This is a genomic window from Streptomyces sp. S07_1.15, assembly GCF_020739505.1.
Lineage (GTDB): Bacteria > Actinomycetota > Actinomycetes > Streptomycetales > Streptomycetaceae > Streptomyces > Streptomyces xinghaiensis.
Genome location: NZ_JAJBZK010000001.1, coordinates 1,460,215 through 1,482,390, shown reverse-complemented (window position 1 = coordinate 1,482,390; position 22,176 = coordinate 1,460,215). Strand labels below are relative to the sequence as shown.

Below are 22,176 nucleotides of genomic sequence, written 5' to 3'. Positions count from 1 at the left end.
CGGCGCGGCGGGGAGACCGGGTCCGGCGGGGTCCCGGAGGGTGCGACCGGAGAGCCGGAGAGCCGGAGAGGGGAGTCCGGAGGGCTCAGGCCGGGCGCTGGAGCACCGTCAGGCTGCGGTCGATGAGGGTGAGCCGGTCCCCGGCCTTGACCCTCCGCCCGCTGCCCGGCTCCACCCCGCGCGGGAGCGCCGTGTCGACGACGACCTGCCACTGCCGTCCGTGGTTGACGGGGACGGTGAAGTCGAGGGCTGTGTCCCCGGCGTTGAACAGCAGCAGGAAGGAGTCGTCCCGGATCCGCTCGCCGCGCGGGCCCGGCTCGGAGATCGCGCTGCCGTTGAGGAAGACGGTGAGGGACTTCGCGTGCGCCGCCTGCCAGTCCCGCTGGGTCATCTCCTCGCCGTCCGGGGTGAACCAGGCGATGTCGGAGAGCTCGTCGTGGGTGCCCTCGACCGGCCGGCCGTGGAAGAAGCGGCGCCGCCGGAACACGGGGTGGTCGCGCCGCAGCCACACCATCGAACGGGTGAACTCCAGCAGCTCCCGGTCGGTGCCCTCCTCGACGGGGCCCCGGCGCCGGCCGCCGCGTTCCCCGCCCCGGCCGCGCCCGCCGCCCGCCCGGCCGCCGCCCGTCCGGCCGCCGGCGGCCTCGTCCCCGGCCCCGCCCTCGTCCCCGCCCCCGCCCCCGCCGTCGGGCGTGGGCCAGTGCACCCAGGCCAGCGCGTTGTCCTGGCAGTAGGCGTTGTTGTTGCCGGCTTGCGTGCGCCCGAACTCGTCACCGTGGCTGAGCATCGGGACGCCCTGGGAGAGCATCAGGGTGGCGATGAAGTTCCGCTGCTGCCGGGAGCGTAGGGCGAGTACGCCCGGGTCGTCGGTCGGCCCCTCCGCCCCGCAGTTCCAGGACCGGTTGTGCGACTCACCGTCCCGGTTGCCCTCGCCGTTGGCCTCGTTGTGCTTGCGGTCGTAACTGACCAGGTCGCGCAGGGTGAAACCGTCGTGGCAGGTGACGAAGTTGACCGAGGCGAGCGGCCGCCGGCCGTCGTCCTGGTAGAGGTCGGAGGAGCCGGTGAGACGGGAGGCGAACTCGGCCAGCGTGCGCGGCTCGCCCCGCCACATGTCGCGGACGGTGTCGCGGTACATGCCGTTCCACTCGGTCCACAGCGGCGGGAAGTTGCCGACCTGGTAGCCGCCCTCGCCGACGTCCCAGGGCTCGGCGATCAGCTTCACCTGGCTGACGACCGGGTCCTGCTGCACCAGGTCGAAGAACGAGGACAGCCGGTCGACCTCGTGGAACTGGCGGGCGAGGGTCGCGGCGAGATCGAAGCGGAAGCCGTCCACCCGCATCTCGGTCACCCAGTAGCGCAGCGAGTCCATGATCAGCTGGAGCACGTGCGGGCTGCGCATCAGCAGGGAGTTGCCGGTGCCCGTGGTGTCCATGTAGTAGGTCGGGTCCTCGGTGAGCCGGTAGTACGAGGCGTTGTCCAGGCCGCGGAAGGACAGCGTCGGGCCCAGGTGGTTGCCCTCGGCCGTGTGGTTGTAGACCACGTCGAGGATCACCTCGATCCCGGCCTGGTGGAGCGCCCGCACCGCCGACTTGAACTCCAGCACCTGCTGGCCCCGGTCGCCCCAGGAGGCGTAGGCGTTGTGCGGGGCGAAGAAACCGATGGTGTTGTAGCCCCAGTAGTTGGCGAGCCCGACATCGACCAGCCGGTGGTCGTGGACGAACTGATGTACGGGCATCAGTTCGAGCGCCGTCACCCCGAGCTCGGTCAGATGCTCGATGATCGCGGGGTGTGCCAGCCCCGCGTAGGTGCCGCGCATCTCCTCCGGCAGCGCCGGGTGCGTCATCGTCAGGCCCTTGACGTGCGCCTCGTAGAGCACGGTGCGGTGGTAGTCCGTGCGCGGCGGCCGGTCGTCGCCCCAGTCGAAGTAGGGGTTGATCACGACCGAGGCCATCGTGTGCGGTGCCGAGTCGAGATCGTTCCGCTCGTGCGGCTTGCCGAAGTGGTAGCCGTAGACCGCCTCGTTCCAGTCGATGCTGCCGCTCATCGCCTTGGCATACGGATCGAGCAGAAGTTTGGCCGAGTTGCAGCGGTGGCCGCGGCCGGGATCGTACGGGCCGTGGACCCGGAAGCCGTACCGCTGGCCCGGCATGATGCCCGGCAGATAGGCGTGCCGCACGAAGGCGTCGGACTCGCGGAGTTCCACCGCCGTCTCCGAACCGTCGTCGTGCAGCAGGCACAACTCGATTCTCCGTGCGGTTTCCGAGAAGACCGCGAAGTTGGTGCCGGCGCCGTCGTACGTCGCGCCGAGAGGATACGCCTGTCCGGGCCAGACCTGCATGATGTCGACTCTTCCACTCCTGATCCGGGCTCCGCGGGACGGGATGGCCCCGGCAGGACAGGAATCCTCGCCCAACCAGCGGCGCGCCGGGGCGCTTTCGTCAGATCTCTCGTGAAAAGGGAGCATCCTCCTACGGTTTCTCCTCATCCTCCGGCCGGGGCCTTCTGCTCCCTATGCTGTTTTACAGGGGAAAACCAGGACAGCTGGGCAAGTGGGGGCAATGACGCGCCGTTGTCCTCCGGGGGTGGCGGTCCGTCATCGATCCCTCACGGTTCCCGTCGGGGTTCCGGGTGCACCGGCTCCCGCGCACGCAGTAGGCTCCGGTGATCGAAGACCCGGGGGCGGAAGGCGGTGCACAGGTGAGCTCGGGCGGGTTGGAGCTGCCACCTGGTGACAGTGGTCAGGACGGCGGCGCCACGGACGTCCCTCCCGGCGCGGTGTCCCTGGCCCGGCCGATGGAGATCGGTGCGGAGCTGGACTGGGGCCCCGACGCCTGGAACGAGGTGCGGACACGCGCCCGCCGGGCCGGACGGGCCTACATATGGCTGAATCTCGTCGAGCAGCGGCTGCGCGCGGTCGTCGCCGCGGTCCTCCGGCCGATCTACGAACCGGTGCACGGCGACGAGTGGGTGGTGGCCGCCGCCGGGCCCGCCGGGCACGAATGGGTGCAGCGCGCCGTCGCCGTCCGCGAGGTCAGCCGGCGGAAGGGCTATCTGCTCGACCCGGCCGACGACAACGTCCTCAGCTTCCTGACCCTGCCGCAGCTGCGCGAGCTGATGGTGCAGCACTGGCCGTGCTTCGAGCCCTATCTCGACGACCGCCGCGATCTCGAACTCGCCCTGGACGAGCTGGAGGTGGCGCGCAACGTCGTCTCCCGCAACCGGGCCCTGTCCGAGGCCGTCCTGGCGCAGGCCGAGCGGGCCTCCGCCCGGCTGCTCCGCATCCTCGGCACCGGGGCCGGTACCCCGTCGTCCGACCGGCTGCCCGTCGACGCCGTGGAGGACCTGGTCGGCGACCGCTACGCGGACGTCGTCGGCGTCCACCCGGACCGGGTCCGGCTCCAGCGGCAGCTGCCCGCCGAGGACCTCTTCGGCGGTGCCCGCCGGCTCGACGGAATCGGCATCGGACTCAACCTGCTGGTGCAGAACTACTCCGGGCGGCGGCTCGTCCGGCTCGCCGAGGCCGGGTGCCGCACCCGGCTGCTCTTCCTCAACCCGGCCAGCAGCGCCGTGCGCCGCCGCGAGCGCGAACTCGGCCTGAAGAAGAACGAGCTGAGCCGCTCCGTCGAGATGAACATCCTTCACATGCGGCGGGTGCGGGCGAGGCTGCGGGACACCGGGGCCTTCCAGATCAACGTCTTCGACGAGACCCCGCGCTTCACCGCCTACCTCGTCAACGGCGACGGCTCGGACGGCCTGGCGGTGGTGCAGCCCTATCTGCGCCGCGCGCGGGGCATGGAGGCGCCCGTGTTCGTGCTGCGGGGCGGGCGGCGGCAGACGCTGCGGGAGGACGGCGGGAAGGAGCGGGAAGCGGGGCTTTTCGACACCTACCGCGAGGAGTTCGAGAGCGCCTGGGCCGACTCCCGGCCGGTGTCCTGAACTCCGGGCCGGCCGGGCCGGCGGCCGCGTCCCCGGCCGGCCCGCGGCCCGCGGTCCGGCTCCCGGCGCCAACGGGCGCGCTGTCAGTGGCCGGTGGGAGAGTGGAGCACATCGGGGGACGCACAACAGAAGGAGAGCCGTCATGGGGTGGCACCGCGAAGCGCTGATCGGGTTCGACCTGGAGACGACGGGCACCGACATCGAGACGGACCGCATCGTGACGGCCGCGCTCGCCGAGCTGACGCCGGACGGCCGGGCCGGTTCCGTACGGACCTGGCTGCTCGACCCGGGCATCCCGGTGCCCGGGGAGGCCGCCGCGATCCACGGCATCACCACCGAGCGCGCCGTGCGGGACGGCCTTCCGGCCGCCGCCGGCGTAGCGGAGATCGTGACCGCGGTCGCCGAAGTGCTGCGTTCCGGGCGGCCGTTGGCCGTCATGAACGCCCGTTACGACCTCTCCCTGCTGGACCGGGAGTGCCGGCGGTACGGCATCACCCCGCTCGCGGCCCGGCTCGGCCGGGAACCGGGCCCGGTGATCGACCCTCTCGTCCTCGACAAGCACGTGGACCGCTACCGCAAGGGGAAGCGGACCCTGCAGGCCCTCTGCGAGCACTACGACATCCCGCTGACGGGGGCTCACGACGCCGGGGCGGACGCCTTCGCGGCCGCCGGTGTCGCCGCGTGCATCGGCCGGCGGCACGCCTCGGTCGGCTCACTGGAACCGGCGGCGCTCCACGACCTCCAGATACGGGCGGCGGCGGACCAGGCGGCCTCCTTCCAGCGCTATCTGCGCCGGACGTCCGATCCGCGGGCGTATGTGGAGCGGGCCTGGCCGCTGATCCCCGCCCAGCGGGAGCGCGTGGGCGGCCCGGTGCCGGGAGGCGGCGCCGAGGCCGGTGGCGCGGGGAGCTGAGGTGCCGGTCCGTCCGGCGCGTCGGGCCCGCGCGTCGTGCGGCGAGTACCGGTCCGGGCGGCTGAGCGGCCGGAGCCGTTCGGCTGCCCGGCGCGGTGATCACTGCCCGTCCGCCCGCCCGTCCGCCCGTCTGTCCGCCCGCCGTCCGGCCGGCGCGGTCAGAACGGGTGCCAGCGGACCTCGGAGTCGCCCTCCCGCAGCGAGGCCACCCGGCGGCGGAACTCCGCCAGCGCCGCCGGGTTGCCCGGGGCGCTCTGGGCGACCCAGGCACAGCTGGCCGTCTCCCGGGCACCGCGCAGCAGGGCGCAGCCGTCCCACTCCCGCACATCCCAGCCGTAGCCGCGGGTGAAGGCCGTGTACTCCTCGGCCGGGAGGCCGTACCGGTCCCGGGAGAGGGCCATCACCACCAGGTCGTGCTCGCGCAGATCGTGCGAGAAGGTCTCCAGATCGACGAGCACGGGGCCGTCCGGGCCGATGTGCACATTGCGGGGGAGCGCGTCCCCGTGGATCGGGCCGGGCGCCAGCCGGGGCACCAGCCCGGCCGCGGTCTCCGCGAACCGGTCGCGGCGCTCCCGCAGATAGGCGGCGTCGGCCGGGTCGATCGCGTCACCGGCGAGCCGCAGCCAGCGCTCGACGCCGCCCAGCAGTTCCCGGCGGGGCAGGGCGAAGGGGGGATCCGGCAGGGCGTGCACCATTCTCAGCAGCTCCGCCAGGTCGGCGGCGCGGGCCGGCCGGACGGCCGCCGGCAGCCGGTACCAGTACGTCACCGGATGCCCGTCCACGAGCCGCGCCTCGGGCTCGGCGGGCCGCACGGAGGGCAGGTTCTGCTCGGCGAGCCAGTGGGCGATGCCCAGTTCGCGGCGGGCGCGGCCGAGCAGTTCGGGGCTGCGGCCGATCTTGACGACCGGCCCCTCGTCGCCGAGCGCCAGGACGGCGTTCTCGCCGAACGCGATCAGGGGCGCGTCCGCCGCCGCTCCGGGGTGCCCGGCGGCCGCCAGCACCTCCCGCGCCCGGTGCTCGCTGAACACGGCCGTCCCGGCTCCCGTTCCCGCTGCTGCCTCCGGCACTGTGGCCTCCGCTGATGGTGTCGTCGTGCGTCGTGCGTCGTGAGCTGTGCGTTCCGCGGTCTGTGCTCGTGTGCTCGTGCGATGGCATTCTCCCAGCTCCGCCGGTGGGGCCGCCTCCGCCGGGCACCGGGAGCGGGGAAAAGGAGTTGTGGGTGAGCCGTGCCCTGCCTACCGTTCCCGGTGCAGCAGACAACGGCGGCTTTCCGTGCCCGCGTCCACGCGCTTCGGCGCCTGGCGGCACGTCTCGAGAGGTGGTCCTCATGAGTATGGGTATCGGCGGTCCGGCCACCCAGGGCCGCGCTGTTCCCGCCGCCGTCTGTACCGCGTTCCCGATGACGCGTCGGCCGCGACGCGGCCCCGGTGCCCCGACCGGCCCGGCGGCCTCCGTCTGCTGATCTCTTCCCCGGCAGTACCACCGCGGCACCTGCCGCGCGCCTGAACGACGCCCGCACGTCCGGCGTCCGCGCGCGCCGTGCTGCCGTCTTCCGCCGCCTGTTCCTTTTCCCTTTCTCCGGTCGGGGCCCCGTGCCGTCCGCCCCCCGAACCTTCCGGAGAAATGGACACCGGCCGTGGCCCGTGCACGCCGATCGCCCCACCCTGCCCGCTCGCGGGAGACCTCCCGCGCCCACCCGTCGTACGGCACCCGTGCGGATCGCGCCCCCGGCCGTGACCGTGACCGTGATCGCAGCCCCGCCGACCCCGGCAGCCCCGGCAGTCCCGGCAGTCCCGGCAACGCCGGCAGCCGCGACGGCGGCCGCAGCCCTGCCCGCGCCCGGCGCGAGCTCTCGCAGAACTTCCTCGCCCGCCGGGCCGTCGCCGAGCGCGTCGCACGCCTGGTCCGGCCGGTCCCCGGCGGACTACTGCTGGAGGTCGGCGCCGGGCGCGGCGTCCTGACCGAGGCGCTGGCCCCGTACTGCGGGCGGCTGGTCGCCCACGAGATCGACCCCCGTCTGCTGCCCGCGCTGCGCGACCGGTTCGGCGGCCCGCACCACGCCCACGTGCGGATCAGCGGCGGCGACTTCCTGGCCGCCCCCGTTCCCCGCGAGCCGTTCGCCCTCGCGGGCAACATCCCCTACTCCCGCACCGCGGAGATCGTGGACTGGGCGCTGCGGGCGCGCACGCTCACCTCGGCGACCTTCGTCACCCAGCTCGAGTACGCCCGCAAGCGGACCGGCGACTACGGACGCTGGAGCCTGCTGACGGTGCGGACCTGGCCCTGCCACGAGTGGCGGCTGCTCGGCCGGATCTCCCGCCGGGAGTTCCGGCCGGTGCCCCGTGTGGACTCGGGCATCCTCCGGATCGAGCGGCGCGAGCGCCCCCTGCTGCCGTCCGCCGCCCTCGGCGACTACCACCGCATGGTGGAGCTGGGGTTCTCCGGGGTGGGCGGATCGCTGTACGCGTCGCTGCGCCGGGCCCACCGGGCGGGGCCGCTCGACGCCGCGTTCCGTGGAGCGCGGCTGGACCGCTCCGTCGTCGTCGCATATGTCACACCGGAGCAGTGGCTCACGGTCTTCCGCACGCTGCGGCCCGTCCGCAGCCGCCCGGCCGGCCGATGAACGCCGATATGCCGCAGGGGCTCGGCGTGGGCCGGCATCTGCCCAAGGGCGAGGTCACGGCGGACCGGCTGCGGGACCTGGTGCTCGCCCTTGCCGATGACCCCGGGGTCAGGGAGCGCTGCGCGGCCGTACGGTCCGATGTGGCCGGTGAGGGCGGTACCGCCCGCGCCGCCGGCCTCATCGAGGCGGAACTGCCCGGGCCATCGGGCGCCGGGGGCGTCCGAGCCTGACGCATCCATGGACACGGCCACCCAAGACGACCCTTACCCATGGGTAAAGGTTGTACGGCGCGAATCTTGTCCTTTGGGTGGCGGGGTTCTTAACGTCGGGTGAACAGCCGGAACGGACAAGAGAGTTCACCATGCGCAGAGATATTCCTCCGCTCGCGGAGGTACGCCGCACCACCGAGAAGAAGCGCGACGCCTGGTGGACGGTGCTGCTCGTGGACCCGCTGGCCACCCCGCTCGTCCGCTGGACGGCGATGTGGACCCGTATCACCCCCAACCAGATCACCTGGGCCGCGCTCTTCCTCGGCCTCGGCGCGGCCGCCTGCTTCGCGACCGGAAGCTGGGGCTGGCTGCTGGCGGGCGCGGCTCTCTACCACCTCAGCTTCATCCTGGACTGCATGGACGGGAAGCTGGCCCGGCTCACCGGTACCGGCACCGTCTTCGGCGCCTGGCTCGACTACGTCTTCGACCGGGTGCGGGTCCTGGTCTGCGCCATCGCGCTGATGGGCGGCCAGTACTCCCGCACCGGGGACGTCGTCTTCCTGTGGCTGGCCCTCGCCGTCGTCTTCCTCGACATGCTGCGGTACGTCGACGCCCTGCAGATCTTCAAGATCCGGCACGGGATGCGCAAGCAGATCAAGGCTCGCGCCCGGGCGGCCCGGCGGGCGGACGACGAGCGGCGGGTCTCCTTCATGGAGGACCTGCTCCGCGAGAACCCCGAGGCGGACTTCGACCAAGAGGACCGCACCGCCGCCGACGACGGGCCGGAGCCCGCGCGCCACGACGCCGGCATGGAGGGGGAGACCGCGGCGGCGGACGCGGCCGTCCTTCCCGGCGCCCGGCCGGCGGGGCCGGTCATCGACCTGCACCAGGAGTTCAAGAGCCGTTTCCCCTGGTACGGGCGGTTCCGGAACCTGCTGCTGCGCCACCGCATCCGCACCCACCTGGTCAGCGGTATCGAGTTCCAGATGGCGGTCTTCATCATCGCCCCGGCGGTGGGCGCCGTCGCCCCGGTGACCATCGGTGCCGCGGCGCTGCTGCTCGTCTTCGAACTGGCGATCATCTACAAGCTGCTGCTCTCCACGCGGGACTTCACCCGCACCCTCGAGTCCTTCGACGCGGCGGGTGCCGAGGCCGCCGTGGCCGCCGCCGCCGTCGCTCCGGCTCCGGCTCCGGCTCCGGAGGTTCCGTCGGCACCCCGGGAGACGACGACCGCGGCCTGAGCCCGGGCCGGGTGCACCCGGTCACGGGGGAGCGGGTGGCAGCGGGGGAGCGGAACGAGAAGGATCACCGCACGCGGCACACGCCGCGGGCGACGGGCACGGGCCCGGGGCACACCGCCCCGGGCCCGTCCGCCTGTACGGACCTCCCTCGCCCCGGCTCCTCCCCGCCCGCCCGTGCTTCCCCGTGCTCCCCCGGCCTCTCCGGCAGAGGCCGGGACCGGGGCCGGCACGCCGCCTTCCCGTCTCCGCCCGGGCGCTCCGCCTGTCCGCCCCGGCTTCTCCGGCCCGCTCCGGGTGCGCCCGCGCGGCCGGGAATCCGGCGGCCGGGTCGGGCTCGTCCGGTCAGCGGACGGCACCGGGCGCCGCAGCCGACCGGAGCGCACGTCCCGCTCTCGGACGGCCGTCAACTCCTGGTACGCCGTCGCACGGTGCCGCTGTCGTTGCCCCAACTGCGCCCGTTCTGCCGGACTTTGCGATTACCGGACAGTGTTAGCCACGTCACACCGCTGAGCGAACACATTGAAATGCGCGCGTCAATCGGTCAGGGTTTCGGACACGCGGAGTCCCGCCACCCCCCACGGCCCTGACACGCCACGACACCGCGCCGTCCCCACATCCCCCCCACCTCCCCCCACTCAGTGCACGAGGAGACCCCCCTTCATGGCTACTCACTCGCGTTCCGGCAAGCGCCGCCTGGCCGTTGCCGTCACCGCCGCCGCGGCGGTCGTGGGCACCACCCTCATGGCCCTCCCGGCCGGAGCGGCCCCCGCCGAAGGCAAGATCTACGGCGCGGACGCCAAGAGCGCCGTCAGCGGCAGCTACGTCGTCCTGCTCAAGGACGGTGCCGCCGCCAAGACCCTGAAGACGGCCGGCAAGAAGGACCTCGCCACGACCTACGGCGGCAAGCTGGCCCGCAACTACTCGGCGCTGGAGGGCTTCTCCGCCACCGGCCTCAGCGAGTCCGAGGCCAAGCGCCTCGCCGCCGACCCGGCCGTCGACAAGGTCGTCCGGGACCAGAAGTTCACCATCACCGGAACCCAGAACAACCCGCCGTCCTGGGGACTGGACCGGATCGACCAGACCGCGACCGCCGGCGACGGCGCGTACACCTACCCGGACAGCGCGGGCCAGGGCGTCACCGCGTACGTCATCGACACCGGCGTGCGCGTCACCCACCAGGACTTCGAGGGCCGCGCCAGCCTCGGCTTCGACGCCATCGACGGCGACAACTCGGCCGACGACGGCCACGGCCACGGCACCCACGTGGCCGGCACCATCGCCGGTGCCTCGCACGGAGTCGCCAAGAAGGCGGAGATCGTCGCCGTCCGCGTGCTCGACGACAACGGCTCCGGCACCACCGCCGGTGTGGTCGCCGGCATCGACTGGGTCGCCGAGAACGCCTCCGGCCCCTCCGTCGCCAACATGAGCCTCGGTGGCGGCGCCGACGCGGCCCTGGACGCGGCCGTGCGCACCGCGATCTCCTCGGGCGTCACCTTCGCCGTCGCGGCGGGCAACGAGTCGAGGAACGCCTCGACCGGTTCCCCGGCCCGCGTCACCGAGGCGATCACCGTCGCCTCCAGCACCAGCGGTGACCAGCAGTCGTCCTTCTCCAACTTCGGCAGTGTGGTGGACCTCTACGCGCCCGGCTCCTCCATCACCTCGACCTGGAACAGCGGCGACAGCTCCACCAACACCATCTCCGGCACGTCCATGGCCACCCCGCACGTCGCGGGCGCCGCGGCCGTCTACCTGAGCGGCCACACCACCGCCACCCCGGCGCAGGTCGCCTCCGCCCTGACCGGCGGCGCCACCTCGGGTGCCATCAAGAACGCGACCGGCGGCACCCCGAACAAGCTGCTGAAGATCGTCGAGTAGTCACAGGCTCCGGCCCGGGTCCGCCCCCGGGCCGGACGGCGTGCGCACCGCCGGAGTCCGGCCGCCCTCCCGCCCGCGCGGGGAGGCGGCCGGACTCATGTCGGCGGGGGCTCGTGCGCCCCGCCCCGCCCGTGCCCTCGTGGTACGGGGGCGTACGCGGTTCGGGGGCGGCCCCCGGACGCCGTGCCGGCGAAGGCGCCCGGCCCCGGCGCACTTCCCGTAGCGTGCCGTCTGTGACGACGACATACGCGGCCCTGCTGCGGGGCATCAATGTGGGCGGCAACAACAGGGTCCCCATGGCCGAACTGCGGTCCGTGCTGACCGGCCTCGGCTACGAGAACGTGCGCACCCTGCTGCAGAGCGGCAACGCCGTCTTCGCCGCCCCGGACCACCGGGATCCCGGCCGTCTGGCCGCCGAGGTCGAGCAGGCCCTCGCCGAGTGGTTCGGCTTCCCGGTCGCCGTCGTGGTCCGCACCGCCGGGGAACTGCGCGCCGCCGTGGAGGCCAACCCCTTCCCGGACCCGGCCGCCGAACCCGCGAAACACACGGTCACCTTTCTGGCCGGCCGGGCGGACCCGGAACAACTGGACGCGGTCGACCCGGCGCTCTACGCCCCGGACGAGTACCGTCTGGCCGACGGCGGCCGTGAGCTCTACGCGTACTTCCCGAACGGCCAGGGCCGCAGCAGGCTCGCGCCGTTCCTGGACAAGCGGAAGCTGGGCGTCGAGGCGACGACCAGGAACTGGAGCACCGTCACCAAACTGCTGGCTCTGGTGGAGAGCTGACCGGACTCGCCACCGCCGCACACCACACGGAGCCGGCCGCGCCCTGAGGCAGTTCGGCGCGGCGCCCGCCGACGCGGACGGGGCGGCTTCCCCCGGTGGGTTCCGGCCGACCGGGCAGGGAATGCCTTCCGCGTCCTCGGCCCGGCCCGGCACCCCGCCGCCCCGGAAACCTCCTCCCCCGCTCCGCCGGGCGCAGGCCTCACGCCCACGGCGCCGCGCCGGTCCATGAGGGTGCCCCCGTCGAGTCTTCGTCTTCCGTCGCCATGGCCGGGAGCGGCCGCAGGGTCCCGCCAGTGACGCCAGTGACGCCAGTGAGGCCAGTGAGGCCAGTGAGGCCAGTGACGCCACGTCAGCGACTGCCGACGGTGGCCGGATTCCGTCGTCACGCAGATATTCGCGATTACCGGACGATGTAACCCATGTCACACCGCTGAGCGAACGTATTGATATGAGCGCGTCAATCAGTCACCGTGCTGACTCATCGGAGCGGGCCTCGACCCCACGGCCTGCCGCGACGTTCCGCCCCCGCACACCCCCACCCAGTGCACGAGGAGACCCCTCATGGCAACTCGCTCGCGTTCCGCTCTGCGCCGCCTCACCGTCGCCATAGCCGCCACCGCGGCCGTCGCGGGCACCGGCCTCGCGGCCGTTCCCGCCGGAGCCGCCCCCGCCCCGGCCGAGGGCAAGATCTACGGCGCCGGTGCCAAGACCGCCATCGACGGCAGCTACGTCGTCCTGCTCAAGGACGGCGCCGCCGCCAAGACCCTCAAGGCCACCGGCAAGAAGGAGCTGGCCAAGACCTACGGCGGCAAGCTCGACCACAACTACGCCGCCCTGGACGGCTTCTCCGCCACCGGCCTCAGCGAGACCGAGGCGAGACGCCTCGCCGCCGACCCGGCCGTCGACAAGGTGGTGCAGAACAAGACCTTCCGCATTACCGGCTCCCAGGCGAACCCGCCGTCCTGGGGCCTGGACCGGATCGACCAGACCTCCCGGTCGCGGGACGGCGTCTACAGCTATCCGGACAGCGCCGGCGAGGGCGTGACCGTCTACGTCATCGACACCGGCGTGCGCGTCACCCACCAGGACTTCGGGGGCCGTGCCAGCCTCGGCTACGACGCCATTGACGGTGACAACTCCGCCACCGACGGCCACGGGCACGGGACGCACGTGGCGGGCACCGTCGCCGGCGCGGCGCACGGTGTCGCCAAGAAGGCGAGGATCGTCGCCGTCCGCGTGCTCGACAACAACGGCTCCGGCACCACCGCCGGCGTCGTCGCCGGCATCGACTGGGTCCAGCGGAACGCCTCCGGCCCGTCCGTGGCCAACATGAGCCTCGGCGGCGGGGCCGACGCGGCCCTGGACGCGGCCGTGCGCTCCGCGATCGCCTCGGGTGTCACCTTCGCCGTGGCGGCGGGCAACTCGGCGGCCAACGCGGCCAATTACTCACCGGCGCGGGTCCAGGAGGCGATCACCGTCGCCGCCAGCACCAGCAGCGACTCGGAGCCGTACTACTCCAACTACGGCAGTGTGGTGGACCTGTACGCACCCGGCTCCTCCATCACCTCGGCCTGGCGGAGCAGCGACACCTCCACCAACACCATCTCCGGCACCTCCATGGCCAGCCCGCACGTCGCCGGGGCCGCCGCCATCTACCTGGGCCGCCACACCGGCGCCACCCCGGCCCAGGTCGCGAGTGCCCTGAGCAGCGGTGCCACCGCCGGCGCCATCACCAACGCGACCGGTTCCACCCCGAACCGGCTGCTGAAGGTTGTCGAGTAACAGCTCATCCGCATCCCCCCGGAGTCCGGCCGTCACCCTTTCCCGGGGTGGCGGCCGGGCTCACGCGCGGGGTCCCGATGGGTCGGCCGCCAAGCGCCCCGCTTCGGCCGCGTCCGGCGGCGCTGGGCCAACCGGGCGGCCTCTGTGCGGGGTTGGCGTGTCGGGCCGCAGGAACGGCTGGGCGGGACGAACCCGGAGCGGCTGTCAACGCAAGGTTGACACTCATCAACTGTCAACCTACGGTTGCCTCATGACGGAACCCGTACGCATGACGCATCCGGTCCGGCTCGACGACCTCATCGACGCGATCAAGAAGACCCACTCCGACGCGCTGGAACAACTCACCGACGCGGTCGTCGCGGCGGACCATCTCGGAGATGTGGCCGACCACCTGATCGGCCACTTCGTGGACCAGGCGCGCCGCTCGGGCGCCTCCTGGACGGACATCGGCCGCAGCATGGGCGTGACCCGGCAGGCGGCACAGAAGCGCTTCGTGCCGAAGGGCTCGGGCGAAGCGCAGGACCTCGACCCGAGCCAGGGCTTCAGCCGGTTCACCCCGCGCGCCAAGAACGTGGTGATGGCCGCCCAGAACGAGGCCCGCGCGGCCGGCAACGACACCATCGGACCGGCTCATCTGCTCCTCGGCTTGCTGGCGGAACCCGAGGGGCTCGGCGCCAAGGCGATCACCGACCAGGGTGTCTTTCTGGACGCCGTGCGGCAGGCGGCGACGGCAGCCCTGCCGTCGGCAGCCGGACAGGCCCCCGACCTGATCCCGTACGACGCGGACGCGCGCAAGGCACTCGAACTGACCTACCGGCAGGCGCTCCGGCTCGGCCACAACTACATCGGCACCGAGCACATCCTGCTGGCCCTGCTGGAGTTCGAGGACGGCGCGGGCCCGCTCACCGCACTCGGCATCGACAAGGCGGCCGCGGAGAACTGGACCACCGAGAAGATCGCCGCCCTGACCGCCGTATGGCGGAGTGACGGAGAGGAACAGCCCACCGGACCGGGCGAGTAGGACCGGACGGTGGCTGCTCCCGGCCGAGCCCCCACTGCGCGGCGAGACCGCCGCTCCGGGGGGCGCGCGCCGTCGATGGCGGCACGCGTCACCCCGAGTCAGTTCCCCGCGCGCATCAGCAGGCGCCCCTGGCGGAATCGTTCCCCCTCCAGCGGCTCCCGCAGCATCCGGCCGACCTCGGTGAAGCCGGCCTCACCGGCCAGCCCCGCGAGACCGTCGACCGGCCATCGGTAGGCCGTGGTCACCTTGTGGTCGAACGCCGTGACCGGCTCGCCCTCCGACTCGAAGAAGCCGAGCAGCAGTGTTCCGCCGGGCGCGAGGACCCGGCGGAACTCGGCGAAGTACGAGGGCACATCCGCCGGCGGGGCGTGGATGACCGAGTACCAGGACGCGACGCCGTGCAGCCTGCCGTCGGCGAGGTCCAGGGCGTCCATGGAACCGACCTCGAACCGCAGATCCGGGTACGCCTCCCGGGCGAGACCGATCATCACCGGCGAAAGGTCGACGCCGAAGACGTCCAGCCCCAGATCCCGCAGGTGCGCCGTGAGAAATCCGGGGCCGCATCCTAGCTCGGCGACGGGCCCGGGACCGGCGGCCCGCACCGTCTCGGCGAACGCGGCGAGCACCGCGCGGTCCAGCGGCAGAGCGTCGAGCGCGTCGCGGAAGAGGTCGGCATAGAGAACGGCAACGGCATCGTAGGCGTCGGCTGTCGCTTGGTGGGATGAGGAAAGTCCGGTCACGGCGAGGACCCTAGAGGGTGCCCGGTGCCGACGCTTGGTTATCGGACAGGATCAGCCGTTGCCGTGCCGGTGCCCGCCGGGAGAGGGTGGATGGCCGGAGAGTCGCCGTTCCCATGACACCCGCTCGGGTGGGGAGAACGCGGTCTTCCGCCATCCCGTCACGACCGGCCATACGAGGAGGCCCACCGAGATGACCGCGCCCGCCCGTTCCCCGGAGCAACGCAGACGCGACGTGCTGGAGCGGCTCGAGAACGACGTCGACGCCTGGGTGGCCACGGCCGATCCGGAGACGGGCACTCCGTACCTGGTCCCGCTCTCCTTCCTCTGGGACGGCACCTCCCTGTGGCTGGCCACCCCGGCGTCCAGCCCGACCGGCCGCAATCTGCGGTCCACGGGCAGGGTCCGCCTGGGCATCGGGCCGACCCGGGATGTCGTGCTGATCGAGGGCACGGTGGACGCCCTGACGGCCGACGAACTGCCGGAGGGCCTGGGCGAAGCGTTCGCCGCCGGAACGGGCTTCGATCCGCGCGAGGAAGCCGGTGCGTACCTCTACTACCGGGTCTCGCCGGACCGGCTCCAGGCGTGGCGCGAGGCCAATGAACTCAAGGGGCGGGATCTCATGCGCGGCGGACAGTGGACCGTGGGCGGCTGAGAGACGAAACCGCTCGCGAGCCCGGGGGCGTTGTGCGGTGCCCGGGTTCCGCTGCGGCCGGTCCGGATACGCGTAGGCCCGGGCCGCCGCCCGTCAGGGCCGGAAGACGTACGGGGTGGTGGTGCTCAGGGCGGTGAAGCCGAGGCGGTGCAGGATCGGGCGGCTCTCGTCGGAGGCGTCGACCTGGAGGTAGCGGTAGCCGCGTTCGGCGGCGATCCGGGCGCGGTGCGCGACCAGGGCCCGGTAGACGCCCCGGCCCCGCCAGGCGGGCAGGGTGCCGCCGCCCCACAGTCCGGCGAAGTCCGTGCCCGGGTACAGCTCCAGCCGGGCCGATGAGACGGGCAGCTCGCCGGCCATGACGACGGTCATCACCACGGTCTCCGGCTGTTCCGCGAGTTGTGCGGTCAGATGCTGCCGCAGCGACCGGCCCGGCCCGAACACCTCTTCGTGGACGCGCACCATCAGTTCCACCCCGTCCGAGTCGGTCACCGGCCGCAGGGCCAGCCCCTCGGGCAGCTCGACGGCGGTGCTCAACTCCTGTGTCGGGGCGACCATCAGGGTCTCCTCCGGCTCGGGAACCAACCCGGCCGCCCGCAGCCGCTCGCCGAGATCGGCGGGCCGGTCGTGGCCGTACAGCTTCCACTCGAACTCTTGCCCAAGCGAGGCGAAATGGCGGATCTGGGCGGCGATGGCCGCATCGGCGGAGCCGGCGCCGAGGTCCGACCAGAGCACGCAGTTCCAGTCGCCTTCCGCCCCGAGCTGCCGCACCACGTCACCGACCCGCTCGACCCGGGCCCCAGGGGAGTCCGCGGGCGCACCCCGGCGCATCTGGTCGTCGTACAGGGCGAGTATCGCGGCGGTGTCCATCCGGCCATCCCAGCACCGTGCGGCGGATCGGCCAAGCCAATATCGACGGGGTTGTGCTCCACCGGTGCCGGGGCTGGTCCGCTCCCTCTCGGGCTCACTCGCCGGGTCCCGCGGCGAGGAGTATCCGGGCCAGTTCGCGCGGCTGGGAAAACATGGGCCAGTGGCCGGTGTCCATCGTGACCAGCCGCCACCGGTCGCTCTTCAGCAACTCGGCCACGTCGGGGCTCGGCTCGGGCCAGTCGAGCAGGCACTTGATGTACGTCGCGGGAAGCTCGCCGAGCGGGCGGGTCAGCACAGCCGGTTCGATGAGCGTGGCACCCGGGTGCGGGGTCCCATCGGCCGTGATCCGGTCTATCTGCCCAGGGCTGAGCCCTTGGCCGGCGAATTCGTCCGCGTCCAGGACGGGCCAGAATCCTCCGTTCGCGGCGATCGCCGCCTCGACCATCGCTCTGCCGTCCGGCCAGGCGGAGACGAACGACTCGCCGTCGGCCGGGACGTTGGAGTCCACGAAGACCACCCGGGCCAGTCGGTCACCGATCCGCTCGGCGGCCTGGCCGGCCGGGATGCCCGCGTAGCTGTGCCCGACCAGCACGACATCGCGCAGATCCCGGCGCTCGATCTCCCCGACGATGTCCTGCACGTGCGTCTGCTGTCCGGCGGGCACGCCCTTCTTCTCGGCGAGCCCGGACAGTGTCAGGGGATGCACGCCGTGCCCGGCCGCCCGTAGTTCCGGGACCACCTCGTCCCACGCCCACGCTCCGAGCCACGCGCCTGCCGTCAGTACGTATTCGCTCATGGGGGCAACCTAGGGGGACGGTCTGACACTGGCCGTTCCCGACAGGGTCCCGGTGGAGCGGGGGGAACGGCCCGCGCCGCCCCTCCCGGGTGTTCGCGATACGGTCCGGTGGGCGGGCCGCGGTGATGACCGGCGGGCGACCGCCACCGGCGGGGCCCGTGGCCGACCGCAGGGGTGGCCCAACAGCGAAGGGTGGGGCTTGTGGACCCGAGTGAGGACGAGATCCTGACCGGAGAGATTGCGGCACTGGGCACGGTGGTCGGGGCCAGTGGCCGCTTGACCGGGGGTGTGGCCAAGCGGTTGAAGAAGAACGTCCACGAGATCGACCTGGTCATCCCCTTGCCGTTCGACGACGCCGTCAAGCGTGTCGCCGACGTGCTCGGAGGAGCCGGGCGGGCCGTTGAGCCCGTGCGCGTCGAGCCCGGCGGGGACCGGTGGACGATCCGGGTCGTCGTCGGCGCCGGCGTCGGCGGGATGAATCCCGTCGTGGTCACCGCTCTGGTGACACGGGACGGGGAGGGCGGTTCGGCGGTCGGGCTCCGTGCGGCGGCCAAGGAAGGTCTGATCAAGCAGCGGGCGGGCGAGAAGACCGCCGTCCGCCTTGCGGCGTTGCTGAGCGAGTAGCGCGGAGGCGGCGAGCCATCCCGAAGAGCAGCGTGCGGCGGGCCGGTCAGGCGCTCAGCGCCGTGAGGGCCGGGCGGGCCGCGCGGGACGCGTCGTAGCGGGCGAGGAGCAGCCGCGCCAGCCGTTCGTCCGGGCCGAGGACGCTGGCCAGGACGTCCGCGCCCGCCTCCCGCGCGCCCGCCGCGATGCGGTCCGGGAGGCGGCCGGGGGCGATGACGTACGGGGCCACCGCCACCCGGCGGGCCCCGTCCGCGCGCAGGGCGCGGACGGCGTCCGCCGTGCGGGGGAGCTGAGCGGAGGCGAACGCAGGCCGCACGGCACACCAACCGGTGCGCCGCCACTCCCGCGCGATTGCTGCGATCACTGCGATCGCCTCCGGGTCCGAGGAGCCCGCCGAGGCCAGGACGATCCCGGTCGACGCGCGGTCGTCCGGGGCCAGTCCGGCTTCGTACAGGCGCTGTTCGAGGGCGTCGAGGAGGAGCGGGGACGGGCCGAGAACGTCCGCCTGGGTGATCGTCAGGCGGGGCAGCCGCGCGCGGGCCTCGCCCAGCACCCCGGGGATGTCGGACTTGGCGTGGAAGGCCCGGGTCAGCAGCAGCGGGAGGGCGATGACCTCGCGGACGCCCTCCGCGTCCAGGCGGTCCAGCAGCCGCGGCACGCTCGGAGCGCAGAAGTCCAGGTAGCCCGTCTCGACGCGCAGGCCCGGCCGCAGGGAGCGGACCCGCTCGGCGAGCGCGGTGACGGTCGCGGCGTGGCGCGGGTCGCGGCTGCCGTGGGCGGTGATCACCAGGGTGGGGGCGGCGGAAGCGGCGTGCGGGAGGTGCGGGCCGTGCGGGAGGGGCTGTCTGGTCATGGTGGCGGTGTCCGTTCAGCGGGCGCCGGCGATCAGGCCGCGGCTGCGCAGCACGCGGCGTTCGACGGGCGCGAAGACGAGCAGTTCGATGCCGATGCCGACGACGAGGATGAGGGTGATGGCGCCGAGCACCAGCGGCATGTCCTGGTAGACCCGGCCCGTTTCCAGGAGCTGTCCCAGGCCGACGCCCAGCTCCGGTGACTTGGCGATCAGTTCGGCGGCCATCAGCGCACGCCAGGAGAACGCCCAGCCCTGCTTGAGGCCCGAGATGTAGCCGGGCATCGCGGCGGGCAGCAGCACATGCCGTACGCCCCTGAGCCCGGTGGCGCCGATGACCTGCCCGGCGCGCAGATACAGCGGCGGGATCCGGTCCACGCCCGCGACCAGGCCGTTCGCGATCGACGGTACGGCGCCCAGCAGCACCACCGTGTAGATCGTCGCGTCCGAGAGACCGAACCAGATGATGGCCGCGGGCACCCAGGCGACCGACGGCAGCGACTGCAGCCCGGACAGGATGGGCCCGAGCGCCGCCCGCACCGGCTTCACCCGGGCCACGATCAGGCCCAGCGGGGTGCCGATGGCCAGCGAGGCGGCGAAGCCCAGCGCGCCCCGGGAGACGCTGTTCCAGACCACGCCGAGGATCGTGCCCTTGTACCACTCGTCGGCAAGGGCGTTCCACACGTCCAGCGGCCCGGGCAGCTGGTAGTGCGGCTTGATCTCCAGGATGTACGCGAGCTGCCACAGCGCCAGCACGATGACGATCGCGACGACCGGCGGCAGCACCTTGTCGAGCAGGAGCCGGCCGAACGGCACCCGGGACGCGGTGTGTGTCTCCAGGGCGTCGAGACCGGCCTCCAGCCCCTCCAGGTCGTTGGGGGAGCCGTTCGCGGAGGCGGCCGCGGACGACGGGGACGGGGAGGCGCCCCCGGCGCCGTCCGCGCCGCCCCGGGTGTCAGTGCTGCCCATGCCGGCGGATCTCCCCCCGCAGCTGTTCGGTGATCTCCACGGAGAGCCGGGCCACGCCCGCGTCCTCGATCCGGCGCGGCTGCGGGATGTCCACCCGCCACTCCCGGGCGATCCGGCCGGGGCGGGAGGACAGCAGCACCACGCGCTGCGCGAGCCGGACCGCCTCGCGCACGTTGTGGGTGACGAAGAGGACGGAGAGGTTCGTCTCGGTCCAGATCCGGGTCAGTTCCTCGTGCAGCACGTCGCGCGTGATGGCGTCGAGGGCCGCGAACGGCTCGTCCATCAGCAGCAGATTGCTGTCCTGGGCCAGCGCCCGGGCCAGCGCCACCCGCTGCCGCATCCCGCCGGACAGTTCGTGCACCCGCTTGCCGTACGCGCCCTTCAGCCGGACCAGCTCCAGCAGCCGCTCGGCCTCCGGGCGCCGGTCCGCCTTGGGCACGCCCCGCATGCGCAGGGCCAGTTCGATGTTGCGTCCCGCGGTGAGCCACGGGAACAGGGCGTGCTCCTGGAACATCAGGGCGGGCCGGCCGTGGGGGACGCCGATCTCCCCGGAGGTGGGCCGGTCGAGCCCCGCCACCAGGTTGAGCAGCGTGGACTTCCCGCAGCCCGACGCGCCCAGCAGACAGACGAACTCGCCGTTCGCCACATCGAGGCTGATGTCGTCCAGGACGAGCTGGCGGCCGCCGCCGCGGCCGAACGACTTGGACACGTGATCGAGCCGTACGGCGTGGTCGGCCGGGGCCTCGGTGTGCGGCGCGAGGAGCGTGGTGGCCATCGGTGTCACCTCCGGGGGGACGGGTTCGGCGCTGCGGTGGACGGTGCTGCGGCGGGCGGTGCTGATACGGGCGGTGCCGGTGCGGGCCATGCGGGTGCGGGCGGTGCCGGTCAGCCGGTGCCCAGGCCGGCGGCGGAGACCTTCCGCGCGCCCCGCTCCGCCAGCACCTTGTTGAGCAGCCTCAGGTCGTAGATGCCGCGCAGGTCGGGCTTCTCCAGCAGCCCGGCCCGCTCGGCGTGTTCGGCCTGGCGGGCGAGCGTGGCGGCGAGCGGGTCGTCGAGCACCTCGATGTGCTCGAACGCCGGCTCGAGCACCTCGGGCGGCAGGGCCTTGCCGCCCTGCCGCTCCAGCGCGGTGTTGAGCGAGGCCCTGGCCTCCTCGGGGTGGCTCCCGATCCAGGCGTTGGCCTTCACGGAGCCGCGCAGCACGGCCTCCACCGCCTCCGGGTGCCGGGCGAGGAACTTCTGCGAGACGACCATGGTGGTGATGACGTGCCGGCCGTCCTCCCACAGGTCCCGCTCGTCCAGCAGGACCCTGCCGCCCTGGGCGGTGAGCTGCGAGGCGGTGGGCTCCGGCACCCAGGCGGCGTCGATGTCGCCGCGCCGGAAGAAGGCCGGGGTCTCCTTGTTGTCGATGCGCAGCACGGTCGCATCGCCCTCGCCGCTGTCCGGATCGACCCGCAGACCCTTCTCCGCGAGGTGGTGGAGCAGCGCCACGTCCTGGGTGTTGCCGAGCTGGGGTGTGGCGATCCGCTTGCCGCGCAGGTCGTCCGGGCCGCTCACCCGGTCGGGGTGGGCGACGAGGGAGACCCCGCCGGAGGCCGAGCCGGAGATGATCCGGAGGTTCCGGCCGCCGGCCTTGGTGTAGCCGTTGACGGCGGGCGAGGGGCCGAGCCAGGCGATGTCCACGGATCCCGCGTTGAGCGCCTCGACGGCGGACGGGCCGGCGCCGAACACCTGCGCGGTTACCTTGGTCCCGCCCAGCTCCTTCTGGAAGAAACCCTCCCGGTCGCCGACGAGCGCGGTGGCGTGGGTGACGTTGGCGAAGTAGCCCAGCCGTACCTCGTCCAGCCCGCCGGTGCGTTCACCGCGCGGCTGCACCTTGGCGACGCCGCCGGTCTCGGCCCGGGAGCCGTAGCCGCAGGCGCCGAGCGCGACGGCCAGCAGCGCGGCGAGCGCGGCGGCGACGGCCGCGGTGGCGTACCGGTGCCGGGGGCGGTGCCCCCGGCGGGCGCGGCGCGGCCCCCGGAGCGGGGCGGGATGGTCGGCAGGCACGGGAGGGGTGTCCTCTCGGAGGGCGGCCGGGCTCGGTGCGGGGTGGCGGCGCGCCCGGCGGGGCGGCGATTTCGGGACGGTGCGGGTGTGGGTGCGAGTGCGGTGCGCGGGGTCAGCCGCTCAGCCGCGGGCACATCGCCCGACGCCGCCCTCGCCGCTGCCGAGGGCGCCGCTGCCGACCCGGCCGCCCTCCTTGGCGAAGGTCGACCAGCTCTCGGTGGCGGGACGGGCCGTGGTGGTCACG

At 73.2% G+C, this 22,176-nt stretch carries 21 protein-coding genes; 11 read left to right on the top strand and 10 right to left on the bottom strand.

Going from position 1 to position 22,176, the window contains the following annotated elements:
* Nucleotides 1-85: 85 nt before the first annotated feature.
* On the bottom strand, nt 86-2,338 hold the full coding sequence (gene glgX / locus LIX60_RS06265; RefSeq protein WP_227957563.1) for a glycogen debranching protein GlgX: 2,253 nt from the start codon (nt 2,336-2,338) through the stop codon (nt 86-88).
* Between the two features lie 359 nt (nt 2,339-2,697).
* Between glgX and LIX60_RS06260 the strand changes: the two genes are divergently transcribed.
* Together LIX60_RS06260 and LIX60_RS06255 are read left to right on the top strand one after the other, a co-directional pair.
* The gene (locus tag LIX60_RS06260; protein ID WP_227957562.1) at nt 2,698-3,936 is read left to right on the top strand and encodes an SAV2148 family HEPN domain-containing protein; all 1,239 of its coding nucleotides are present in this window, start codon (nt 2,698-2,700) and stop codon (nt 3,934-3,936) included.
* A gap of 142 nt (nt 3,937-4,078) precedes the next feature.
* Nucleotides 4,079-4,849 carry an exonuclease domain-containing protein gene (locus tag LIX60_RS06255; RefSeq protein ID WP_227957561.1) on the top strand — a complete coding sequence of 257 codons (771 nt, stop codon included), beginning with the start codon at nt 4,079-4,081 and terminating at the stop codon, nt 4,847-4,849.
* 158 nt (nt 4,850-5,007) lie between these two features.
* Here LIX60_RS06255 and LIX60_RS06250 read toward each other — a convergent pair whose 3' ends face one another.
* Complete coding sequence (locus LIX60_RS06250) at nt 5,008-5,916, bottom strand: aminoglycoside phosphotransferase family protein (protein WP_227957560.1); 909 nt, start codon at nt 5,914-5,916, stop codon at nt 5,008-5,010.
* A gap of 569 nt (nt 5,917-6,485) precedes the next feature.
* Here LIX60_RS06250 and erm(S) point away from each other — a divergent pair.
* From erm(S) to LIX60_RS06215, 7 genes are all read left to right on the top strand, one after another.
* A complete protein-coding gene (gene erm(S), locus LIX60_RS06245; RefSeq protein WP_227957559.1) occupies nt 6,486-7,472 on the top strand; it encodes a 23S rRNA (adenine(2058)-N(6))-methyltransferase Erm(S) in 987 nt (328 codons plus the stop codon).
* Nucleotides 7,469-7,702 (top strand): hypothetical protein, encoded by a 234-nt coding sequence (locus tag LIX60_RS06240; protein WP_374117811.1) that lies wholly within the window; start codon nt 7,469-7,471, stop codon nt 7,700-7,702. The genes erm(S) and LIX60_RS06240 overlap by 4 nt, the downstream gene beginning before the upstream one ends.
* Before the next feature lie 131 nt (nt 7,703-7,833).
* Nucleotides 7,834-8,922: a CDP-alcohol phosphatidyltransferase family protein gene (locus LIX60_RS06235; RefSeq protein WP_227957558.1), complete on the top strand. Its 1,089-nt coding sequence runs from the start codon at nt 7,834-7,836 to the stop codon at nt 8,920-8,922.
* Nucleotides 8,923-9,582: 660 nt separating this feature from the next.
* Nucleotides 9,583-10,797 carry a S8 family peptidase gene (locus tag LIX60_RS06230; RefSeq protein ID WP_227957557.1) on the top strand — a complete coding sequence of 405 codons (1,215 nt, stop codon included), beginning with the start codon at nt 9,583-9,585 and terminating at the stop codon, nt 10,795-10,797.
* A 233-nt stretch (nt 10,798-11,030) separates the two neighbouring features.
* A complete protein-coding gene (locus LIX60_RS06225) occupies nt 11,031-11,582 on the top strand; it encodes a DUF1697 domain-containing protein (protein WP_227957556.1) in 552 nt (183 codons plus the stop codon).
* 561 nt (nt 11,583-12,143) lie between these two features.
* Nucleotides 12,144-13,364 carry a S8 family peptidase gene (locus LIX60_RS06220; RefSeq protein WP_227957555.1) on the top strand — a complete coding sequence of 407 codons (1,221 nt, stop codon included), beginning with the start codon at nt 12,144-12,146 and terminating at the stop codon, nt 13,362-13,364.
* A 250-nt stretch (nt 13,365-13,614) separates the two neighbouring features.
* Nucleotides 13,615-14,385 carry a Clp protease N-terminal domain-containing protein gene (locus tag LIX60_RS06215; RefSeq protein WP_227957554.1) on the top strand — a complete coding sequence of 257 codons (771 nt, stop codon included), beginning with the start codon at nt 13,615-13,617 and terminating at the stop codon, nt 14,383-14,385.
* Nucleotides 14,386-14,483: 98 nt separating this feature from the next.
* Here LIX60_RS06215 and LIX60_RS06210 read toward each other — a convergent pair whose 3' ends face one another.
* Nucleotides 14,484-15,125 (bottom strand): class I SAM-dependent methyltransferase, encoded by a 642-nt coding sequence (locus LIX60_RS06210; protein WP_227957553.1) that lies wholly within the window; start codon nt 15,123-15,125, stop codon nt 14,484-14,486.
* Nucleotides 15,126-15,315: 190 nt separating this feature from the next.
* Between LIX60_RS06210 and LIX60_RS06205 the strand changes: the two genes are divergently transcribed.
* Nucleotides 15,316-15,777: a pyridoxamine 5'-phosphate oxidase family protein gene (locus tag LIX60_RS06205; RefSeq protein ID WP_227957552.1), complete on the top strand. Its 462-nt coding sequence runs from the start codon at nt 15,316-15,318 to the stop codon at nt 15,775-15,777.
* Between the two features lie 93 nt (nt 15,778-15,870).
* On the opposite strand, the gene LIX60_RS06200 is transcribed toward LIX60_RS06205, so the two are convergent.
* Both LIX60_RS06200 and LIX60_RS06195 read right to left on the bottom strand, forming a co-directional pair.
* Nucleotides 15,871-16,644, bottom strand: coding sequence for a GNAT family N-acetyltransferase (locus LIX60_RS06200; RefSeq protein WP_227957551.1), 774 nt, complete (start codon nt 16,642-16,644; stop codon nt 15,871-15,873).
* Between the two features lie 94 nt (nt 16,645-16,738).
* Nucleotides 16,739-17,440, bottom strand: a complete 702-nt coding sequence (locus LIX60_RS06195; protein ID WP_227957550.1) for an alpha/beta fold hydrolase — start codon at nt 17,438-17,440, stop codon at nt 16,739-16,741.
* Nucleotides 17,441-17,641: 201 nt separating this feature from the next.
* On the opposite strand from LIX60_RS06195, the gene LIX60_RS06190 reads away from it, so the two are divergent.
* On the top strand, nt 17,642-18,064 hold the full coding sequence (locus tag LIX60_RS06190; protein WP_227957549.1) for a hypothetical protein: 423 nt from the start codon (nt 17,642-17,644) through the stop codon (nt 18,062-18,064).
* Nucleotides 18,065-18,110: 46 nt separating this feature from the next.
* Here the strand turns inward: LIX60_RS06190 and LIX60_RS06185 are convergent, their stop codons facing one another.
* The 5 genes from LIX60_RS06185 to LIX60_RS31400 form a co-directional block, all read right to left on the bottom strand.
* Nucleotides 18,111-18,917, bottom strand: coding sequence for a sirohydrochlorin chelatase (locus LIX60_RS06185; RefSeq protein ID WP_227957548.1), 807 nt, complete (start codon nt 18,915-18,917; stop codon nt 18,111-18,113).
* A gap of 15 nt (nt 18,918-18,932) precedes the next feature.
* Nucleotides 18,933-19,883, bottom strand: coding sequence for an ABC transporter permease (locus LIX60_RS06180; RefSeq protein ID WP_227957547.1), 951 nt, complete (start codon nt 19,881-19,883; stop codon nt 18,933-18,935).
* Nucleotides 19,870-20,658 (bottom strand): ABC transporter ATP-binding protein, encoded by a 789-nt coding sequence (locus tag LIX60_RS06175; protein WP_227957546.1) that lies wholly within the window; start codon nt 20,656-20,658, stop codon nt 19,870-19,872. Before LIX60_RS06175 ends, LIX60_RS06180 begins: the two co-directional genes overlap by 14 nt.
* A 110-nt stretch (nt 20,659-20,768) precedes the next feature.
* A complete protein-coding gene (locus LIX60_RS06170) occupies nt 20,769-21,932 on the bottom strand; it encodes an ABC transporter substrate-binding protein (RefSeq protein ID WP_374117809.1) in 1,164 nt (387 codons plus the stop codon).
* A 120-nt stretch (nt 21,933-22,052) separates the two neighbouring features.
* On the bottom strand, nt 22,053-22,175 hold the full coding sequence (locus tag LIX60_RS31400; protein WP_265585947.1) for a hypothetical protein: 123 nt from the start codon (nt 22,173-22,175) through the stop codon (nt 22,053-22,055).
* Nucleotide 22,176: the final 1 nt, after the last annotated feature.

Excerpts from the sequence above, each read along its gene's own strand:
- LIX60_RS06240 (WP_374117811.1), top strand. The coding sequence starts at position 7,469 with ATGAACGCCGATATGCCGCAGGGGCTCGGCGTGGGCCGGCATCTGCCC.
- LIX60_RS06185 (WP_227957548.1), bottom strand. The coding sequence starts at position 18,917 with ATGACCAGACAGCCCCTCCCGCACGGCCCGCACCTCCCGCACGCCGCT.
- LIX60_RS06175 (WP_227957546.1), bottom strand. The coding sequence starts at position 20,658 with ATGGCCACCACGCTCCTCGCGCCGCACACCGAGGCCCCGGCCGACCAC.
- LIX60_RS06195 (WP_227957550.1), bottom strand. The coding sequence starts at position 17,440 with ATGAGCGAATACGTACTGACGGCAGGCGCGTGGCTCGGAGCGTGGGCG.
- LIX60_RS06230 (WP_227957557.1), top strand. The coding sequence starts at position 9,583 with ATGGCTACTCACTCGCGTTCCGGCAAGCGCCGCCTGGCCGTTGCCGTC.
- LIX60_RS06255 (WP_227957561.1), top strand. The coding sequence starts at position 4,079 with ATGGGGTGGCACCGCGAAGCGCTGATCGGGTTCGACCTGGAGACGACG.
- glgX (WP_227957563.1), bottom strand. The coding sequence starts at position 2,338 with ATGCAGGTCTGGCCCGGACAGGCGTATCCTCTCGGCGCGACGTACGAC.
- LIX60_RS06235 (WP_227957558.1), top strand. The coding sequence starts at position 7,834 with ATGCGCAGAGATATTCCTCCGCTCGCGGAGGTACGCCGCACCACCGAG.
- LIX60_RS06215 (WP_227957554.1), top strand. The coding sequence starts at position 13,615 with ATGACGGAACCCGTACGCATGACGCATCCGGTCCGGCTCGACGACCTC.
- LIX60_RS06200 (WP_227957551.1), bottom strand. The coding sequence starts at position 16,644 with ATGGACACCGCCGCGATACTCGCCCTGTACGACGACCAGATGCGCCGG.
- LIX60_RS06180 (WP_227957547.1), bottom strand. The coding sequence starts at position 19,883 with ATGGGCAGCACTGACACCCGGGGCGGCGCGGACGGCGCCGGGGGCGCC.
- LIX60_RS06220 (WP_227957555.1), top strand. The coding sequence starts at position 12,144 with ATGGCAACTCGCTCGCGTTCCGCTCTGCGCCGCCTCACCGTCGCCATA.
- LIX60_RS06205 (WP_227957552.1), top strand. The coding sequence starts at position 15,316 with ATGACCGCGCCCGCCCGTTCCCCGGAGCAACGCAGACGCGACGTGCTG.